This window comes from Asanoa siamensis (assembly GCF_016862555.1).
In the GTDB taxonomy this organism is placed as follows: Bacteria; Actinomycetota; Actinomycetes; order Mycobacteriales; family Micromonosporaceae; genus Asanoa; species Asanoa siamensis.
This window is the reverse complement of sequence record NZ_BONE01000002.1, coordinates 217,896-233,365: the sequence shown is the minus strand read 5'-3', so window position 1 is coordinate 233,365 and position 15,470 is coordinate 217,896. Positions and strand designations below refer to the sequence as shown.

Sequence of the window (15,470 nt, the reverse complement as noted above, 5' to 3'; positions counted from 1 at the left end):
AGTTAAAAAACAAGCTAGCCCTCGACGCGGGCGAAGCCCGCCACGGGCCGGAACGCGGCGCGACCCACGACGGCGCCCGGACGCGCCCTCATTCCTGCGCTGCCTCCGGGAGCGGGTCCGGGCAGTCACCGCACGCTTCGACGGGGCGCCCAGGGGCGTCGGTGGTGTCCCCGGCAAGGTCCAGGCGGCGTCCGGGCGTGCGCGGAGGTGGGTCGTCGTCCGGACCCGGCGGGTGCCGCCATGATCCACGAGACCTAGCGGTGTGTCGGGCGGAAGTAGCGGTCCGCCGCCCAGGACGCCACCTGCTGCCCCATCCGTAGGCCCGCCGTGTCCGCGAAGCGGAAGTGGATGCCCAGCCACACCCGGGCGTCGACCACCTCGGCGTTCAAGGCGTCCCCGGTCGCATACGTCCGGGTCGCGCCCGGCATCGCCGTCGAGCCCAGCGTGAGCGCCAGCCGGCGCGTGTCGAGCACCTCCGCGAGCGCGGTGGTGAAGGCCCCCGCGGCGCCCGAATAACCGCTGACCCAGTCCGGGTACGGCGGCGTCGTGATCAACGGCGTCCACCCCGGTTCGGGTGCCGTACGGGGATTGCCGTCGGCGTCGGCCTCCGCGATCGCCGTCACCGGTCGCCAGAAGCCGTAGCGGTACTTCGAGTGCCAGACCGAGATGGCCGTGTCGGCCAGGCTCATGTCCACCGCCGCGAACATCCGTGCCGACTCCGCGAGGCGCAGGCCGCGGGTCGCCGCCTGGTCGCGCAGTGCCGCGTTGAACTGCGGGATCACGTTGCCCGAGAAGAACCGCGCCGTGTCGGTCTGCGCCTGGGTCCGGACCGTCGAGGTCGCGCTGCCGACCGCCTTGACCTCGTCGAAGTCCCGCGCGTAGCGCGCGGACCCGAGCGCCGGCGGCGGCCCCGGCCTGCCGAACTGGGCACCGTCGCGCACCAGCAGCGGCCGCACCCCGCCCAGCCACGGCGCGCTGAACGGCAGCAGCGCCGGCGGGGTGGGCCGCCACACCCCGACCGCGGGCGGCCGGGTGAACTGGACCGGCGCGTACCGGCCGTCGTCGACCCGCTGCCGGATCAGCGTGTCGGCGGCCAGCACGCCGAACGCGACGCCCGTGGTCTTGGCGCGCCCGTCGGGGATCCGGGCCAGCGAGGTCGCGAGCGCCGCGTCCAAGGTGGACCTCGCATAGGGCGAGTACGTCACCAGCACCTGGTGCGCGGCGGCCGCCGCGGCCGCGGTCGCGGACGCCCCACGGGGCGCCCGGGACCGGAAGCGGTAGGGCTCGTAGTCACCGGTGATGCCGACGACCGCGTTGTAGACGGCGGCGTGCACGAACCCGAGGTAGAGGAGGCCTTCGATCGGCGCCTTGCCGGTGTCACCGACCAGGGTCGTGACGGCGACCGCGTTCCACTCGGCGACGACCGCCGGATCGCCGGGCGGATCCACGGCGGCGTCCGCCGGAACGGCCCCGACGAACGGCGCGAACAGGACACAGGCCAGGCTGGACACGAGCCAACGACGGTATGGGGCGCGCATGTCGGCACCTCGATTCGCGCATGCGACGACGGCGCCATGCTGCTCCGGTGATCTTTAACGGTCAATGCCGCGCGACGGGTCCGTCCCCCGAGAGGGTGAACGACTGGATCGCCGTGACCGCCGCGCCCCGGGCCCACTCGTCGAACCCACCGGGATGGATCTCGACCGCCACCGGGTCGGCGGCCGGATCGCGCTCCGCGGCCAGGCCCTCCGCGACCGCCTCGGGCGCGACCGAGGCCAACCGCACGCCGTCGCCGGAGAGCACCACCACCGGGACCATGGTCAGGTTGGCGATCATCGCGACCAGCCGGCCCAACGCCCGCCCGGCGTCCCCGACCACCCGCGCGGCGACCGGGTCACCGGCCACGGCCAGGTCCAGGCACTCGTCGTAGGACGACACCCGGCCCCGGCCGACCGCCACGGCGTCGCGGATCTTGCCGCTGGCCAGCATGGCCTCGGCGCAGCCGCGGTGCCCGCGCGCGCAGAGCGGGCCGAGCGGGTCGAGGCGCAGGTGCGCGACCAGGCCGACGCCGGCGTCGTCGCTGTCCACCAACCGGTCGTGCACGACCAGCCCGTACCCGATCCCGACCCCGACGGTGACCAGCGCGAAGCGGTCGCCGCCGCGGGCCGCGCCGAACCAGTGGGTGGCCCGGGTCAGCGCGAGCACATCGTTGTCGACGACGGCGGGCACGCCGGTCGCGGCGGTGACGAGCGCACCCAGGTCGACGTCGCCGGACCAGCCGAGATACGGCGCCGCGGTGACCACCCGGTGGTCGGCGGCCCGGCCACCCAGGCTGACACCGACGCCGGTCAGCGCCGCACCGCCGGCGCACGCGGCCACCAGGTCGGCGACGCCGGCCACCACGTCGGACGGCGACCGGTCGCCGGGCAACGGACCGTCCACCCTGGACAGCACGGTGGAACGGAGGTCGGTCAGCACCGCGTACCCGTGTGATCCGGTCAGCTTGACCCCGACGAAGCGGTGACCGGTCGCGACGACGTCGAGCGGGGTGGTCGGCCGGCCCACACCGCCGTCGCGGCCGGGGCCGACCGGCGCGACCAGGCCGCCGGCCAGCAGCGGGGCCACGAGCCGGGTGACGCTGCCCGCGGAGAGCCCGAGCCGTCGCGCCAGCGCGGACCGGGGCAGGGGCCCGTGGCGGAGCAACTCGACGGCGGCCGCCCGGGTCGCGGGCGTCAGCGACGGCCAGCCGGTTGAACCGTTGGACACCCGGGTATCCCCTCGTGATCGGTCGGGTGGGCCCATGATGCCAGCCGGTCAGTTTTTTGTGCATTCAAACTTATGAGCGGTCTGGATCCGCTATTTCCGACATATTGACGAGGGTTGACCACCGAGTTACTTGCGGCGTAGAAGTATCTCAATGGTGACGTCCGTCACTGTCCGGAGGTGGCCCATGCCCCGCCGCATCACCCGTACGCTCGCCTGCCTCGCGGCCGCGACCATGACCGCCACCGCCGCCCTGCTCGGCGGCTGCACGGGCGGGGACGGCGACGGCCGCACGACCCTCGACTTCTTCCAGTTCAAGCCCGAGGCGATCGAGACCTTCGACAAGCTGATCGCCGAGTTCGAGCAGGAGCATCCCGACATCCGCGTCGTGCAGAACCACGTGCCCAACGCCGACACCGCGATCCGCACCCGCCTGGTCCGCGACGACATCCCCGACGTGATGACGCTCAACGCCAACGCGTCCTTCGGCGAGCTCGCCCGCGCCGGCGTCTTCTACGACTTCGCCGCCGAACCCGCCACCGGCACCGTGACCCCGGCGATCCTCGACATCATCAACGCGCTCGGCACCGCCAACGCCGGTGAGGTCAACGGTTTGCCGTTCGCCAGCAACGCCGACGGCGTGCTCTACAACAAGCAGCTCTTCGCCCAGCACGGTGTCGAGGTGCCGACGACGTGGGACGAGCTGATCGCCGCGGCCGAGACGTTCAAGGCGGCCGGCGTCACGCCGTTCTACGCGACGCTCAAGGAGTCGTGGACCGCGCTGCCGTCGTTCAACGCGCTCGCCGCCAACCTGCCGCCGGACGACTTCTGGGCCAAGCGGCGGACCGGCGACACCAGCTTCGCGGCCGCCTACGGCACCGTCGCCGACCGGTTCCAGCAGCTCTTCTCGTACGCGCAGGACGACAAGCTCTCGCGCGGCTACAACGACGGCAACCAGGCGTTCGCCAAGGGCGAGGCCGCGATGTATCTGCAGGGAAGCTGGGCCATCCCGACGGTCCGGACGTTCGAGCCGACGTTCGACATCGGCGTCTTCCCGCTGCCGATGGACTCCGCCGCCGAGAGCCGACTGGTGTCCGGTGTGGACGTCGCGATCACGCTGGGCCGGAACCCGTCCAAGAAGGACGCCGCGCTGGCGTTCGTCACCTTCCTGATGCGACCCGAGGTGGTCAACGCGTACGCCGCGGAACAGAGCGCGATCCCACCGCTGAAGGGCACCGAGCCCGCCGACGACGCCCTCAAGGACCTGGTGCCGGTCTTCGCGAACGGCCAGGTCACCGGCTTCGCCGACCATCAGGTGCCGCCGGCGATCCCGCTGCCGCAGATCTGCCAGCAGTTCCTGATCGACGGCGACCGGGCGGCGTTCCTGGCGTCGCTCGACGACGAGTGGGACAAGTTCACCCGGCGGCGGAGCTGAGGAGGCGAGATGACCCGGACGAGCCGCACCTTCTACTGGATGGTCGTACCCGCGTTCGTGCTGTTCTTCGTGTTCCACACGATCCCGGTGCTGCAGGGCGTGTTCTACAGCTTCACCGACTACGCCGGCTACGGCGACTGGAGCTTCGTCGGCTTCGACAACTACGCCAACATCTTCGGCGACGAGCGGATCCGCGACTCGTACCTCTTCACGTTCCAGTTCGCGATCCTCAGCACGGTGCTGGTCAACATTCTCGCGCTCGCGATCGCGGTCGGCCTGAACGCGAAAATCAGGTTCCGCACGGCGTTGCGCGGCATCTTCTTCCTGCCCAACGTCATGTCGATCCTGGTGGTCGGCTACATCTTCAACTACCTGTTCAGCTATTCCCTGCCCTATCTGGGCGCGAAGCTGGGCAGCGAGACGTTCTCCACCAGCATTCTCGCCAACGAGGACCTGGCCTGGCTCGCGATCGTCGTGTTCGCGGTCTGGAACGCGACCGCGTTCGCGGTCATCCTCTACCTGGCCGGGCTGCAGACCATTCCGACCGAGTTGTACGAGGCTGCGGCGATCGACGGCGCAGGCGCGTGGCGCCAGTTCCGGCGGATCACGTTCCCGCTGATCGCGGCGTTCTTCACCATCAACATGGTGCTGTCGCTGAAGAACTTCCTGAACGTCTTCGACCACATCATCCCGCTGACCGACGGCGGGCCCGGCACGGCGACCGAGTCCATCTCGCTGGTCATCTACCGGGGCGGTTTCCAGGGCGGCGACTTCGCCTACCAGACCGCCAACGCGGTGCTGTTCTTCATCGTCATCGTCGCCTTCTCCCTCTTCCAGCTCCGGATCCTGATGCGCCGGGAGGTGCGTGCCTGATGACCACCGATGCGCTGACCCGCAGCACTCCCCCGGCCGCGGGCGAGGCCGAGCCACCACCGCCGCGGCGCCGCCTCTGGCCGGGCCGCAACCGCGACCCCCGGGAGAGCTTCAGGGTCAACTGGTGGCTGACCGCGCTGATGTGCGTGCTCTCGCTGACGGTGCTGATCCCGCTCTACTTCGCGATCGTGACCGCGCTGAAGACGCCCGAGGAGCTGACCGGGTCGGGCTTCGGGCTGCCGGCCGACCCGCGCTGGGCCAACTTCGCCGAGGCGTGGGAGCTGACCAACTTCCCGCGGGCGGCGTTGAACAGCGCACTGATCACGGTGGGCGCGGTCGTGCTGACGCTGCTGACCAACTCGATGGTGGCGTACGCGATCAGCCGCAACTGGCACCGCCGGCGTTTCCGGATCCTGTTCTTCTATTTCGTGTCCGCGCTGTTCGTGCCGTTCCCGATCATCATGCTGCCCGTGGTGAAGCAGACCTCGCTGCTGTTCATGGACAACCAGATCGGCCTGATCTTCCTTTACACGGTGTACGGCCTGGCGCTCAACGTCTTCATCTACGTCGGTTATCTCAACTCGGTGCCGCGCGAGTTGGAGGAGGCCGCGATGACCGAGGGCGCCAGCATCTGGACCACGTTCTGGCGGATCATCTTCCCGCTGCTGGCACCGATCAACGCGACGGTCGGCATCCTGACCTGCCTGTGGGCGTGGAACGACTTCCTGCTGCCGCTGGTGGTGCTCTCGGCGCCGGACGCGCAGACGCTGCCGCTGGTGCAGTACGTGTTCCAGGGGCAGTTCAGCACCAATTACACGCTGGCCTTCTCGTCGTACCTGATGGCCCTGGCACCGCTCGTGCTGGTCTACCTGTTCGCCCAGCGCTGGGTGATCTCGGGGGTCATGCGGGGCTCGGTGAAGTGACCCGTCCGTGGGCGAGGACGGCTCGTGTCGGCAGCGCGAGCCGGCCGCCCCGCGCGAACGGCGCCGTCAGCCGGTCGAAGTGCGCGCGGACCCGCTGCCGGGTGGGCCCGTCCTGGGCCGACAGGACGGCGCCGGTCGCACCGATTCCGGCGGCGGGGCCGTTCCACCACGCTTCCGCGTCGGTGTCGTGGGTCCAGGCGACCTCCGCGCCGTGGACGTCCGCGAGGCCGGAGAGGCGCAGCAGTCCACACAGGCCGTCGACGGTGCGGGGGAAGTCGTCGGCGGCCTCGAGGCGGGGCAGGTCGGGCGGGCGCACCGCGCCGGCGGCGGCGAAGATCTCGTGCCACAGCCCCTGCGCCACCGGCGGCGGATGTGGCCACACCGTGACCGCCAGCCGTCCGCCGGGCCGCACGACCCGGCGGATCTCGCGCAGGGCCGCGAGGGGATCGCCGACGTGGTTGAGGACGAAGTTGGCGACGGCGGCGTCGAAGGACGCGTCCGCGAAGGGCAGATCGGGCAGCACTGCGACGCGCGCGTCGAGGCCGGGGACGCGTCGGCGCGCCAGCGCGACCATGCTGGGTTCGGCGTCGACCGCGACCACCGACGCACCGCGCGCGACGGCCAACTCCGCGACGGTCCCGGTCCCGGTCCCGACGTCGAGCACAGCGGCACCCGACCCGACTCCCGCGGCACCGGGCGAAAGCCCGGCAGCGCCAGACCCGGACCCCGCGACGCCGGCCGAAAGTGCCGCGGCCCCAGACCCCGCGACAGCGGGCGGGAGGCCCGCGGCGTCCAGGAGTGCCGACGCCGGTCCCGCGCACAGCGCGGCCAGGCTGTCGCGATAAGCGATCGCACGACCCGACCACTGGGCGCGTTCGTGCTCGTCGAAGCGAGACCCCAACCTCAGCCCACGTCGAACGGCCGGCTGTTCGCCAGCGACGGCAACTCCCGGCGGATGCGGGCGAGCCGGGACAGGTCCAGGTCGGCCGCGATCACCGTCACCTCGTCGGGTGCCTGCGCCACCACCGTGCCCCACGGGTCGATGATCATTGAGCGGCCGAAGCACGAGCGGCCCGGCTCGTGGTCGCCGATCTGGCCCGCCGCGATCACGTAGCACTGGTTCTCGACCGCCCGCGCGCGGAGCAGGACCTCCCAGTGGTCGCGGCCCGTGTGCAGCATGAAGGCCGCCGGCACCACCAGCACCTGCGCGGCGCTGTCGCGGGCCAGCGAGCGGTAGAGCTCCGGGAAGCGCAGGTCGTAGCAGATCGTCAGGCCGAACGGCACACCCTCGACCGTGGCCACCGAGGTCGTGGTGCCGGGCGCGATCGTGGCCGACTCGAGGTAGGACACCTTGCCGGGGATGTCCACGTCGTACAGGTGGATCTTCCGGTACATCGCCGCGAGGGAGCCGGAGCGGTCGAACAGCAACGACGTGTTGTAGGAGTGCTGCGGCGTCGGCCCGGTCTCGTGGAACGAGCCCGCGTGGACCCACATCCCCAGCTCACGGGCGGCGGTCGAGAAGAAGGAACCGTACTCGCCGTCGACCGGCTCGGGCGCCGGCAGGCCCGACGACGGGCCGAGGTAGTCGGTGTATTCCGGCAGCACCGCGACGTCGGCGCCGAGCGACGCGGCGCGTTCCAGCAGCGAGCGCGCCACCTTCAGGTTCTCGGCGCGGTCGTCCCGGGCGTTGAGCTGGCAGACCGCGACGCGCACGGCGTCAGGCCGACTTCTCCTCGCGGTCCCGCCGGCGGCGGCCGGCGAACTCGCGGGGCACGATCGTCGGGTTGACGTTTTCCATGACCACCCCGCGGGTGATCAGGACGCGGGCGGCGTCGGGGTTGCTGGGCACCTCGTACATCACGGAGAGGAGGACCTCTTCGAGGATGGCCCGCAGGCCGCGGGCGCCGGTGCCGCGGAGCATCGCCTGGTCGGCGATGGCCTCGAGCGCGGCCGGCTCGAACTCGAGCTCGACGCCGTCGAGCTCGAACAGCCGCTGGTATTGCCGGACGAGCGCGTTGCGCGGCTCAGTCAGGATCTTGACCAGCGCCTCGCGGTCGAGCGACCGGACGTTGGTGATCACCGGGAGGCGGCCGATGAACTCGGGGATCAGGCCGAACTTGAGCATGTCCTCCGGCATGACCTGACCGAACACGTCGTCGGTCTTGCGCTCGGAGACCGCGCGTAGTCGGGCGCCGAAGCCGGTGCCGCCCTGGCCGGTGCGGGCCTCGATGATCCGGTCGAGGCCGGCGAAGGCACCACCGCAGATGAACAGCACGTTGGTGGTGTCGATCTGGATGAACTCCTGGTGCGGGTGCTTGCGACCGCCCTGCGGCGGGACGTTGGCGACCGTACCCTCGAGGATCTTGAGCAGGGCCTGCTGGACACCCTCGCCGGAGACGTCGCGCGTGATCGACGGGTTCTCCGACTTGCGGGCGATCTTGTCGACCTCGTCGATGTAGATGATGCCCGTCTCGGCGCGCTTGATGTCGTAGTCGGCGGCCTGGATGAGCTTCAGCAGGATGTTTTCCACATCCTCACCGACGTAGCCGGCCTCGGTCAGCGCGGTCGCGTCGGCGATCGCGAACGGCACGTTGAGCATCCGGGCCAGCGTCTGGGCCAGGTGCGTCTTGCCGCAGCCCGTGGGGCCGATGAGCATGATGTTGGACTTGGCGACCTCGACAGCGTCGGTGCCCGACGTGTGGGACTCAGCCTGGATCCGCTTGTAGTGGTTGTAGACGGCGACGGAGAGCGCCTTCTTGGCCTGGTCCTGACCCACCACGTATTGGTTCAGGAACTGGTAGATCTCCATCGGCTTGGGAAGCTCTTCCCACTTCACCTCGCCGGACTCGGCCAGCTCCTCTTCGATGATCTCGTTGCAGAGGTCGATGCACTCGTCGCAGATGTAGACCCCGGGGCCTGCGATCAGCTTCTTGACCTGCTTCTGCGATTTACCGCAGAAGGAGCACTTGAGTAGGTCGCCACCGTCTCCGATCCGTGCCACCTACGTTCTCCCTGCGCTCGTCGGCCGCGGCGGACCGCCTCCGGGGTTGTGTGCAAACTCGACGTTACCCGCTGGGGGCGTTATCTCCGACCCCCAAAATGGGTGTGTCAGGGACCAGCCAGTGTAACCAGACCCGGCCGATCCCTGACAACACCGCGTTGTCAGCTCGCCGCGGCGGCCGCCAGCAGGCCCTTCTTGCGGCTGGTGAGGATCGTGTCGACCAACCCGTACTCGCGCGCTTCGTCGGCCGTCATGATCTTGTCACGGTCGACGTCCCGGGAGACCTGCTCGCGCGGCCGGCCCGAGTGCCGGGAGATGATCTCCTCCATCTGCGACCGCATGCGCAGGATCTCCCGCGCCTGGATCTCGATGTCGGAGCCCTGCCCGTAGCCGCCCTCGGTGGCCGGCTGGTGGATGATGATCCGCGAGTTCGGCAGCGCCATCCGCTTGCCCGGGGTGCCGGCACCGAGCAGCACGGCCGCGGCCGAGGCCGCCTGACCCAGGCAGACCGTCTGGATGTCCGGACGGACGTACTGCATGGTGTCGTAGATCGCCGTCATCGCGGTGAAGGAGCCACCGGGCGAGTTGATGTACATGATGATGTCGCGGTCGGGGTCGGTGCCCTCGAGCGTCAACAGCTGTGCCATCACGTCGTTGGCCGACGCGTCGTCGACCTGGACGCCGAGGAAGATGATGCGGTCCTCGAACAGCTTGTTGTAGGGGTTCGACTCCTTGATGCCGTACGAGGTGCGCTCGACGAACGAGGGCAGCACGTAGCGGTTGTGCACCGGAGCGAACTGCGGAGGCAGCGTCAGATCAGTCATGGTTGGCCTCCTCAGCCCAGAGTCCCGGCGCCTTCCGGAACCTGTGCGGCTCCGGTGATCACCTTGTCGATGAATCCGTAGTCCTTGGCCTCCTGCGCCGTGAACCAGCGGTCGCGGTCGGAGTCGGCCTCGATCTGGTCCTGCGACTGGCCGGTGTGGAAGGCGACCCGCTCCTGGAACATCCGCTTGGTGTAGAGCATCTGCTCGGCCTGGATCGCGATGTCGGACGCGGTGCCGCCCATGCCGCCGGACGGCTGGTGCATCATGATCCGCGCGTGCGGCAGGGCGTAGCGCTTGCCCTTGGTGCCGGCGCAGAGCAGGAGCTGGCCCATGGAAGCGGCCATGCCCATCGCGACCGTGGAGACGTCGTTGTCGATGAACTGCATCGTGTCGTAGATCGCCATGCCGGAGTAGACGGAGCCACCCGGCGAGTTGATCCACAGGTTGATGTCCCGGCCCGGGTCCTCCGCGGCCAGCAGCAGCAGCTGCGCACAGATGCGGTTGGCCACCTGGTCGGTAACCTCACTGCCCAGGAAGATGATGCGCTCCTTGAGCAGCCGGTTGTAGACCGAGTCGTCGAGCCCGCCGGCGAGCTGGTCGCCGCGCGCCTCGTGCGCCCGGATGGGCGTCGCTGGAATATGCAGATCGGTCATGGCAGCCTCTCGCTCGTTTCCGTTCGTGACCGCAAGGCTTCGGGATGCCGCCGGGCGTCCCGGAGCCTGAGGACCGTAGTGCTTACGCCCGACATTAACCGCAAGCCACGGCACTGACTTCCCGCCCGAGAGCGTGTTCGCTCAGGGCGGACTCAGTGGTTGTGCTCGGTGACCTCGCGCACCTGGTCCAGGCTGATCGGGTTGCCGGCCGAGTCGGTGATCTTGACCCGCTCCATCACCAGCGTCAGCGCCTTGCCGCGCCGGACGTCGCCGAACACCGCGCCGGCGGCACCCGAGCGGACGAGCTGGTCGTAGTACTGCTGCGGCTGCATCCCGGCGCGCTGCGCGCGGTGCATGATCTCGTGGCCGAACTCGTCGTCGGAGACCTGCACGTCCTCGGCGTCGGCGAGGGTGTCGAGCACGAGCTGGATCTTGACGCCCTCGGTGGCCGCGTCGGCCAGCTCGGTGTCGATCTCCTCCTCGGTCTTCTCCTCGGCGGCGAGGTATTCCTCGAACGAGGCGCCGATGCGCTCGAGCTGGTCGGCCATCGCCTGCTTGCGGTGGTCGACCTCCTCCTTCACCACGCCTTCCGGCGCCGGCACCTCGGCGGCCTCGACGACCTGCTTGAGCGCCTTGTCCCGGGCCGCGTAGATCTGCTCGACCTGCTTGCCCTGGGTGACCCGCTTGCGCAGGTCCTCGCGCAGCTCGTCGAGGGTGTCGAACTCGCTGGCGAGCTGGGCGAACTCGTCGTCCAGCGCCGGGAGCTGCTTCTCCTTGACGGTGCGCACGGTGACCGCGACGTCGGCGTCGCGGCCGGCGAAGTCGCCGCCGACGAGCTGCGTGCTGAACGAGGTCTCGTCGCCCGCGGAGAGGCCGACCAGCACCTCGTCGAGGCCCGGGAGCAGCTGCTTGCTGCCGACCTCGTGGGAGATGTTGGTGGCGGAGCCGCCCGGCACCTCTTCGCCGTCGACGGTGGCCTTCATGTCGATCTGGACGTAGTCGTCGTCCTGCGCCGGCCGCTCGACCGTCTTGAGCGTCGCGAACCGCTCGCGCAGCGCCTCGACCTGGCTGTCGATCTCGTTGTCGCCGATCTGCAGCTCGTCGACCGTCACCTCGATGGTGGTCAGGTCGGGCAGCGTGATCTCGGGCCGGACGTCGATCTCGGCGGTGAACTTCAACGGCTCGCCGTCGCCGAACCCGGTGATCTCCACCTCGGGGCGGCCCAGCGTCTTCACGTCGTGCTCCCGGACGGCGGCGACGATGTTCTCCGGGATCGCCTCCTGGACGGCCTCGTTGAGCACGGCGCCACGGCCGACCCGCTGGTCGATGACGGCCGACGGCACCTTGCCCTTACGGAAACCGGGCACGGTCACCTGCTGGGCGATCTCCCGGTACGCCTTGCGCAGGCTCGGCTCGAGCTCGACGAACGGCACCTCGATGGCGAGCCGCACCCGGGTCGGGCTCAGGGTCTCGACGGTGCTCTTCACAGGCGTACTCCTCGGAAAATGTCTTGGGGTGTTCAGCCCATCGAGTGTAGGCGCGACGAGCTGGACCATCCCCGGTGGTCCCAGTCGGGGTGGCGGGATTTGAACCCACGGCCCCTCGCTCCCAAAGCGAGTGCGCTACCAAGCTGCGCCACACCCCGTGGCGAACCGAAGTCTATGCGGTAGCCGCGCACTGTCCGCGCCCGGCGTCCCGTTCCTGTAGGGCGGGTGACGGACAAAACAGCCAAAACCTATTGCCCGGGTCCGTCGGGGGCACGACCGTCGCTCCCGCCGGACACCTTGTTCGAGGGTCCTCGCGCACCTGGCCGCTGCCGCGGCCACCCGCTCTGCGGTCATTCGCTGCGCTTCGCTGCCACGTCCGCGCCTGTTCGACTCCCTTTTATCACCGGTACGATGCGCGGAAATCGTCCTGGGGAGGGAGCGGAGCCATGCGCATTCTGCTCGTCGAGGACGACCTGCGGGTGGCGTCGGTCATGAAGTCGATGCTGGTGCGCCGTGGCTATCAGGTGGAGCACGCCGCGACCGCGAAAGCCGCGGTCGAGGCCGCGCCCTGCGACCTGGTGCTGCTCGACCTCAGCCTGCCCGACGGCGACGGCATCGACGTGTGCCGGGCGTTACGGAACAGGGACGACAATCTGGCCATCATCGCCGTGACCGCCCGCTCCGACGAGCGCGACAAGGTCAACGGGTTCCGGGTCGGCGCCGACGACTACGTGGTCAAGCCGTTCTCGATGGCCGAGCTCCAGCTCCGGATCGAGGCGCTGCTGCGGCGGGCCGCCCGCGGTGTCGCCGCGCGGCAGACCCGCGAGATCGGGCCGCTGCGGATCGACTTCACGGCCCGCGAGGTCAGCGTCGACGCCAAGCCGGTCACGTTGACCCGCAAGGAGTTCGACATCCTGGCCTCGCTCGCCCGCCAGCCCGGGGTCGCCGTCACCCGCGAGCGGATCCTGCTCGACGTGTGGCAGACCACCTGGTCGGGCCGGCATACGCTGGAGGTGCACATCGCCTCCCTGCGGGCCAAGCTCGGCCACCCCGACCTGGTCCGCACCGTGCGCGGCGTCGGTTACCGGCTCCAGGCCGAGCTCCAGGCCGAGTGACGTGCGGCGCCGGCTCGTCTCCACGTACCTGCTGCTGCTCTGTCTGGTCCTCCTGGCCCTGGAGGTGCCGCTGGGGCTGGTGATGAGCGGGCGCACCACGCAGGCGCTGCTCGCCGACCGGCTGGCCGACGCGACCCGGTTCGCCGCGCTGGTCGCGCCCGCCATGCGCAACGGCGAGCTGAAGCCGGTCACCGCGGAGCTCGACCGCTACCACGACCTGTACGGCATCGCGGTGATCGTCTTCGACCAGAACAAGCAGGTCGTGACGCGGGCCGGGCAGCGCGAAGGCCTCGACACCGACGCCGTCGTGCGCGGGGCCCTCGCCGGGCGGCAGGTCAGCGCGCCGGTCAACGTCGTGCCCTGGCGGGAGGCCCCGCTGCTGGTGGCGGTGCCGGTCTACGAGGGCGGCGCGGTGCTCGGCAGCGTGCTGACCATCTCGTCGACCGAGCGGGCCCGCGGCACGATGCTGTTCGCCTGGGTGGTGCTCGGCGTCGTGGGCCTGGTGGCGCTGGCCGGCGCGATGTTCGTGGCCGTCCGGCTGGCCCAGTGGGTGCTGCGGCCCGTGCTGTCGCTGGACACCGCCGTACACGAGATCACCGCCGGTGACAGCACCGCCCGCGTGCCGCACGCGCTCGGCCCGCCGGAGCTGCGCCGGCTCACGACGAGCTTCAACGAGATGGCGGACACGGTCTCCGACGCCCTGGAACGGCAGCGGCTGTTCGTCGCGCACGCCAGCCACCAGTTGCGCAACCCGCTGACCGTGCTGCGGCTGCGGGTCGAGGGCCTGGGCGACATGCTGCCGACGGACGACCGGGTCGAGCACCACCTGGCGCTGGAGGAGTCGGACCGGCTGACCCGGGTGCTGGACAGCCTGCTCGCGCTGGCCCGCGCCGAGTGGGACCGGACGCCGCCGATCGTGGTCGACGTGGGCGCCTCGGTCCAGGCGCGGGTCGCCGCGTGGCTGCCGCTCGCGGTGCAGCGCGGTGTGTCCCTGACCGCCGCCGTGCTGCCCACGCCGGTCTGCGCGCTCGCCGCCGACACCGCGCTCGACCAGGCGCTGGACGCGTTGATCGACAACGGCCTGAAGTTCGCGGGCGCCGGCGGGCACGTCGAGGTCGCGGTGGGCACGCAGGGCGGCCGGGCGGTGGTCACGGTGCGCGACGACGGGCCGGGGCTGACCGCCGAGCAGTGCCGGCTGGCGACCCGGCGGTTCTGGCGGGCGCCCAACACCCAGAACGTCGACGGCGCCGGGCTCGGGCTGTCGATCGCGACCGTGCTCATCGAGGGCTCGGGCGGCTTCCTGCGGCTCGCCCCGATGCGGCCGCGCGGGCTCGAGGCCAGGGTGGCGCTACGGCTTCACCGAGCGGAAGTACCGGGCGGCACCCGGGTGTAGGGGCACCGGCATCGTGCCGATCGCCGAGCGGACGTCGAACCGCTCCCCCGCCGGGTGGGCCCGGGCCAGCGCCGCGTGCTGCTCCATCAGGAGCCGGGTCAGGTCGTACGCGACGGGGTCGGGCATGTCGGTCGGGACGACCAGGAAGTTCGGCACGGCGAGGGTGCTGACCGCCGGGAGGTCGTAGACGGAGTCGTTGACCTCGCGCTGCACGTACACGGTCGAATAGGCCTCGCGCATCGGCACGACCCACTCGCCGAGGTCGACGATCCGGATGCCGAGGGTGTCGTCGAGGTCCTCGATCGCCTGCACCGGCAGGCCGCCCGAGAAGAAGAAGGCGTCGATGTGGCCGTCCTTGAGGGCTTCGGCCGACTGGTCGAGACCCCACTTGCGGGCCTGGATCGCGTCGGGCTCGTCCTTGCCGAGGTCCGCCACGTCGAGGAGCCGGCCGACGGTGATCTCGGTGCCGGAACCGGGCGCGCCGGTGGCGACGGTCTTGCCGCGCAGGTCCTTCAGGTTGCGGATGGGCGAGTCGCTGGGCACGACCAGGTGCAGGAGATCCTCGTAGACGCGGGCGAGCGCGCGTACACGTGGGTCGGGTGGTGCGGTGCCGGTGACGAGGATGTCGGCCTGGGTGAAGCCGATCTCGGCCTCCTTGTTCTCGACAAGTTGGACATTTTCCGCAGAAGCCGCGGTGACCAGGACCTCGGCCTCGGTGTCCGGGAGGTTGTCGTCGATGAGCTGCCCGAGGGCCCGGCCGAACGCGTAGTAGACGGCGGTCGGGCTGCCGGTGGCGATCCTGATGTGGGAAACGGGCGGGTTGCCCTCGCCGTAGACGCCCGCGGCGACCAGCAGGAGCACGAGCAGGGCCGACCCGGCACGCCTGGCCGTCACCGCTCTCGTTCCCGTCCGCACGGAGCGCAAGTTTTCCTCAAGTAAGGGGCTCGCGCATCCCCCTGACAGGCCAGAGCCGCCACGCTGATTGCGGAGGCGATGACGATGG

Annotated in this window: 14 protein-coding genes and 1 tRNA gene; 5 read left to right on the top strand and 10 right to left on the bottom strand. The window is 70.4% G+C overall.

Annotation, left to right across the window (positions count from 1 at the left end; all coding sequences use genetic code 11):
• Positions 1–254: 254 nt before the first annotated feature.
• Together Asi02nite_RS02660 and Asi02nite_RS02655 are read right to left on the bottom strand one after the other, a co-directional pair.
• Positions 255–1,538, bottom strand: coding sequence for a vanadium-dependent haloperoxidase (locus Asi02nite_RS02660; RefSeq protein WP_203710476.1), 1,284 nt, complete (start codon positions 1,536–1,538; stop codon positions 255–257).
• A gap of 61 nt (positions 1,539–1,599) precedes the next feature.
• A complete protein-coding gene (locus tag Asi02nite_RS02655) occupies positions 1,600–2,766 on the bottom strand; it encodes an ROK family transcriptional regulator (RefSeq protein ID WP_203710475.1) in 1,167 nt (388 codons plus the stop codon).
• A gap of 184 nt (positions 2,767–2,950) precedes the next feature.
• On the opposite strand from Asi02nite_RS02655, the gene Asi02nite_RS02650 reads away from it, so the two are divergent.
• The 3 genes from Asi02nite_RS02650 to Asi02nite_RS02640 are packed head-to-tail and all read left to right on the top strand — an operon-like array spanning position 2,951 to position 5,994.
• Positions 2,951–4,198 carry an ABC transporter substrate-binding protein gene (locus Asi02nite_RS02650; protein ID WP_203710474.1) on the top strand — a complete coding sequence of 416 codons (1,248 nt, stop codon included), beginning with the start codon at positions 2,951–2,953 and terminating at the stop codon, positions 4,196–4,198.
• Positions 4,199–4,207: 9 nt separating this feature from the next.
• Positions 4,208–5,071, top strand: coding sequence for a carbohydrate ABC transporter permease (locus tag Asi02nite_RS02645; protein WP_203710473.1), 864 nt, complete (start codon positions 4,208–4,210; stop codon positions 5,069–5,071).
• The gene (locus tag Asi02nite_RS02640) at positions 5,071–5,994 is read left to right on the top strand and encodes a carbohydrate ABC transporter permease (RefSeq protein WP_203710472.1); all 924 of its coding nucleotides are present in this window, start codon (positions 5,071–5,073) and stop codon (positions 5,992–5,994) included. Before Asi02nite_RS02645 ends, Asi02nite_RS02640 begins: the two co-directional genes overlap by 1 nt.
• On the opposite strand, the gene Asi02nite_RS02635 is transcribed toward Asi02nite_RS02640, so the two are convergent.
• The 7 genes from Asi02nite_RS02635 to Asi02nite_RS02605 form a co-directional block, all read right to left on the bottom strand.
• Complete coding sequence (locus Asi02nite_RS02635; RefSeq protein WP_275410249.1) at positions 5,972–6,895, bottom strand: class I SAM-dependent methyltransferase; 924 nt, start codon at positions 6,893–6,895, stop codon at positions 5,972–5,974. The two genes, Asi02nite_RS02640 and Asi02nite_RS02635, sit on opposite strands and share 23 nt — an antisense overlap.
• Before the next feature lie 2 nt (positions 6,896–6,897).
• A complete protein-coding gene (locus tag Asi02nite_RS02630) occupies positions 6,898–7,707 on the bottom strand; it encodes a carbon-nitrogen hydrolase family protein (protein WP_203710470.1) in 810 nt (269 codons plus the stop codon).
• 4 nt (positions 7,708–7,711) lie between these two features.
• Positions 7,712–8,995, bottom strand: coding sequence for an ATP-dependent Clp protease ATP-binding subunit ClpX (gene clpX, locus Asi02nite_RS02625; RefSeq protein ID WP_203710469.1), 1,284 nt, complete (start codon positions 8,993–8,995; stop codon positions 7,712–7,714).
• A gap of 161 nt (positions 8,996–9,156) precedes the next feature.
• On the bottom strand, positions 9,157–9,819 hold the full coding sequence (locus tag Asi02nite_RS02620) for an ATP-dependent Clp protease proteolytic subunit (RefSeq protein ID WP_203710468.1): 663 nt from the start codon (positions 9,817–9,819) through the stop codon (positions 9,157–9,159).
• 11 nt (positions 9,820–9,830) lie between these two features.
• A complete protein-coding gene (locus Asi02nite_RS02615) occupies positions 9,831–10,472 on the bottom strand; it encodes an ATP-dependent Clp protease proteolytic subunit (protein ID WP_203710467.1) in 642 nt (213 codons plus the stop codon).
• 152 nt (positions 10,473–10,624) lie between these two features.
• Positions 10,625–11,959 (bottom strand): trigger factor, encoded by a 1,335-nt coding sequence (gene tig, locus Asi02nite_RS02610; RefSeq protein ID WP_203710466.1) that lies wholly within the window; start codon positions 11,957–11,959, stop codon positions 10,625–10,627.
• A gap of 84 nt (positions 11,960–12,043) precedes the next feature.
• Positions 12,044–12,117: transfer RNA gene (locus Asi02nite_RS02605), tRNA-Pro, on the bottom strand.
• Between the two features lie 288 nt (positions 12,118–12,405).
• Here Asi02nite_RS02605 and Asi02nite_RS02600 point away from each other — a divergent pair.
• Both Asi02nite_RS02600 and Asi02nite_RS02595 read left to right on the top strand, forming a co-directional pair.
• Positions 12,406–13,074: a response regulator transcription factor gene (locus tag Asi02nite_RS02600; protein ID WP_203710465.1), complete on the top strand. Its 669-nt coding sequence runs from the start codon at positions 12,406–12,408 to the stop codon at positions 13,072–13,074.
• A gap of 1 nt (position 13,075) precedes the next feature.
• The gene (locus Asi02nite_RS02595) at positions 13,076–14,467 is read left to right on the top strand and encodes a sensor histidine kinase (RefSeq protein ID WP_203710464.1); all 1,392 of its coding nucleotides are present in this window, start codon (positions 13,076–13,078) and stop codon (positions 14,465–14,467) included.
• Here the strand turns inward: Asi02nite_RS02595 and Asi02nite_RS02590 are convergent.
• The gene (locus Asi02nite_RS02590) at positions 14,423–15,361 is read right to left on the bottom strand and encodes a TAXI family TRAP transporter solute-binding subunit (protein WP_203710463.1); all 939 of its coding nucleotides are present in this window, start codon (positions 15,359–15,361) and stop codon (positions 14,423–14,425) included. The genes Asi02nite_RS02595 and Asi02nite_RS02590 overlap by 45 nt on opposite strands.
• Positions 15,362–15,470: the final 109 nt, after the last annotated feature.

Coding starts and splice junctions, on each gene's coding strand:
- Asi02nite_RS02620 (WP_203710468.1), bottom strand. CDS start 9,819: ATGACTGATCTGACGCTGCCTCCGCAGTTCGCTCCGGTGCACAACCGC.
- Asi02nite_RS02645 (WP_203710473.1), top strand. CDS start 4,208: ATGACCCGGACGAGCCGCACCTTCTACTGGATGGTCGTACCCGCGTTC.
- Asi02nite_RS02660 (WP_203710476.1), bottom strand. CDS start 1,538: ATGCGCGCCCCATACCGTCGTTGGCTCGTGTCCAGCCTGGCCTGTGTC.
- Asi02nite_RS02600 (WP_203710465.1), top strand. CDS start 12,406: ATGCGCATTCTGCTCGTCGAGGACGACCTGCGGGTGGCGTCGGTCATG.
- Asi02nite_RS02640 (WP_203710472.1), top strand. CDS start 5,071: ATGACCACCGATGCGCTGACCCGCAGCACTCCCCCGGCCGCGGGCGAG.
- Asi02nite_RS02650 (WP_203710474.1), top strand. CDS start 2,951: ATGCCCCGCCGCATCACCCGTACGCTCGCCTGCCTCGCGGCCGCGACC.
- Asi02nite_RS02615 (WP_203710467.1), bottom strand. CDS start 10,472: ATGACCGATCTGCATATTCCAGCGACGCCCATCCGGGCGCACGAGGCG.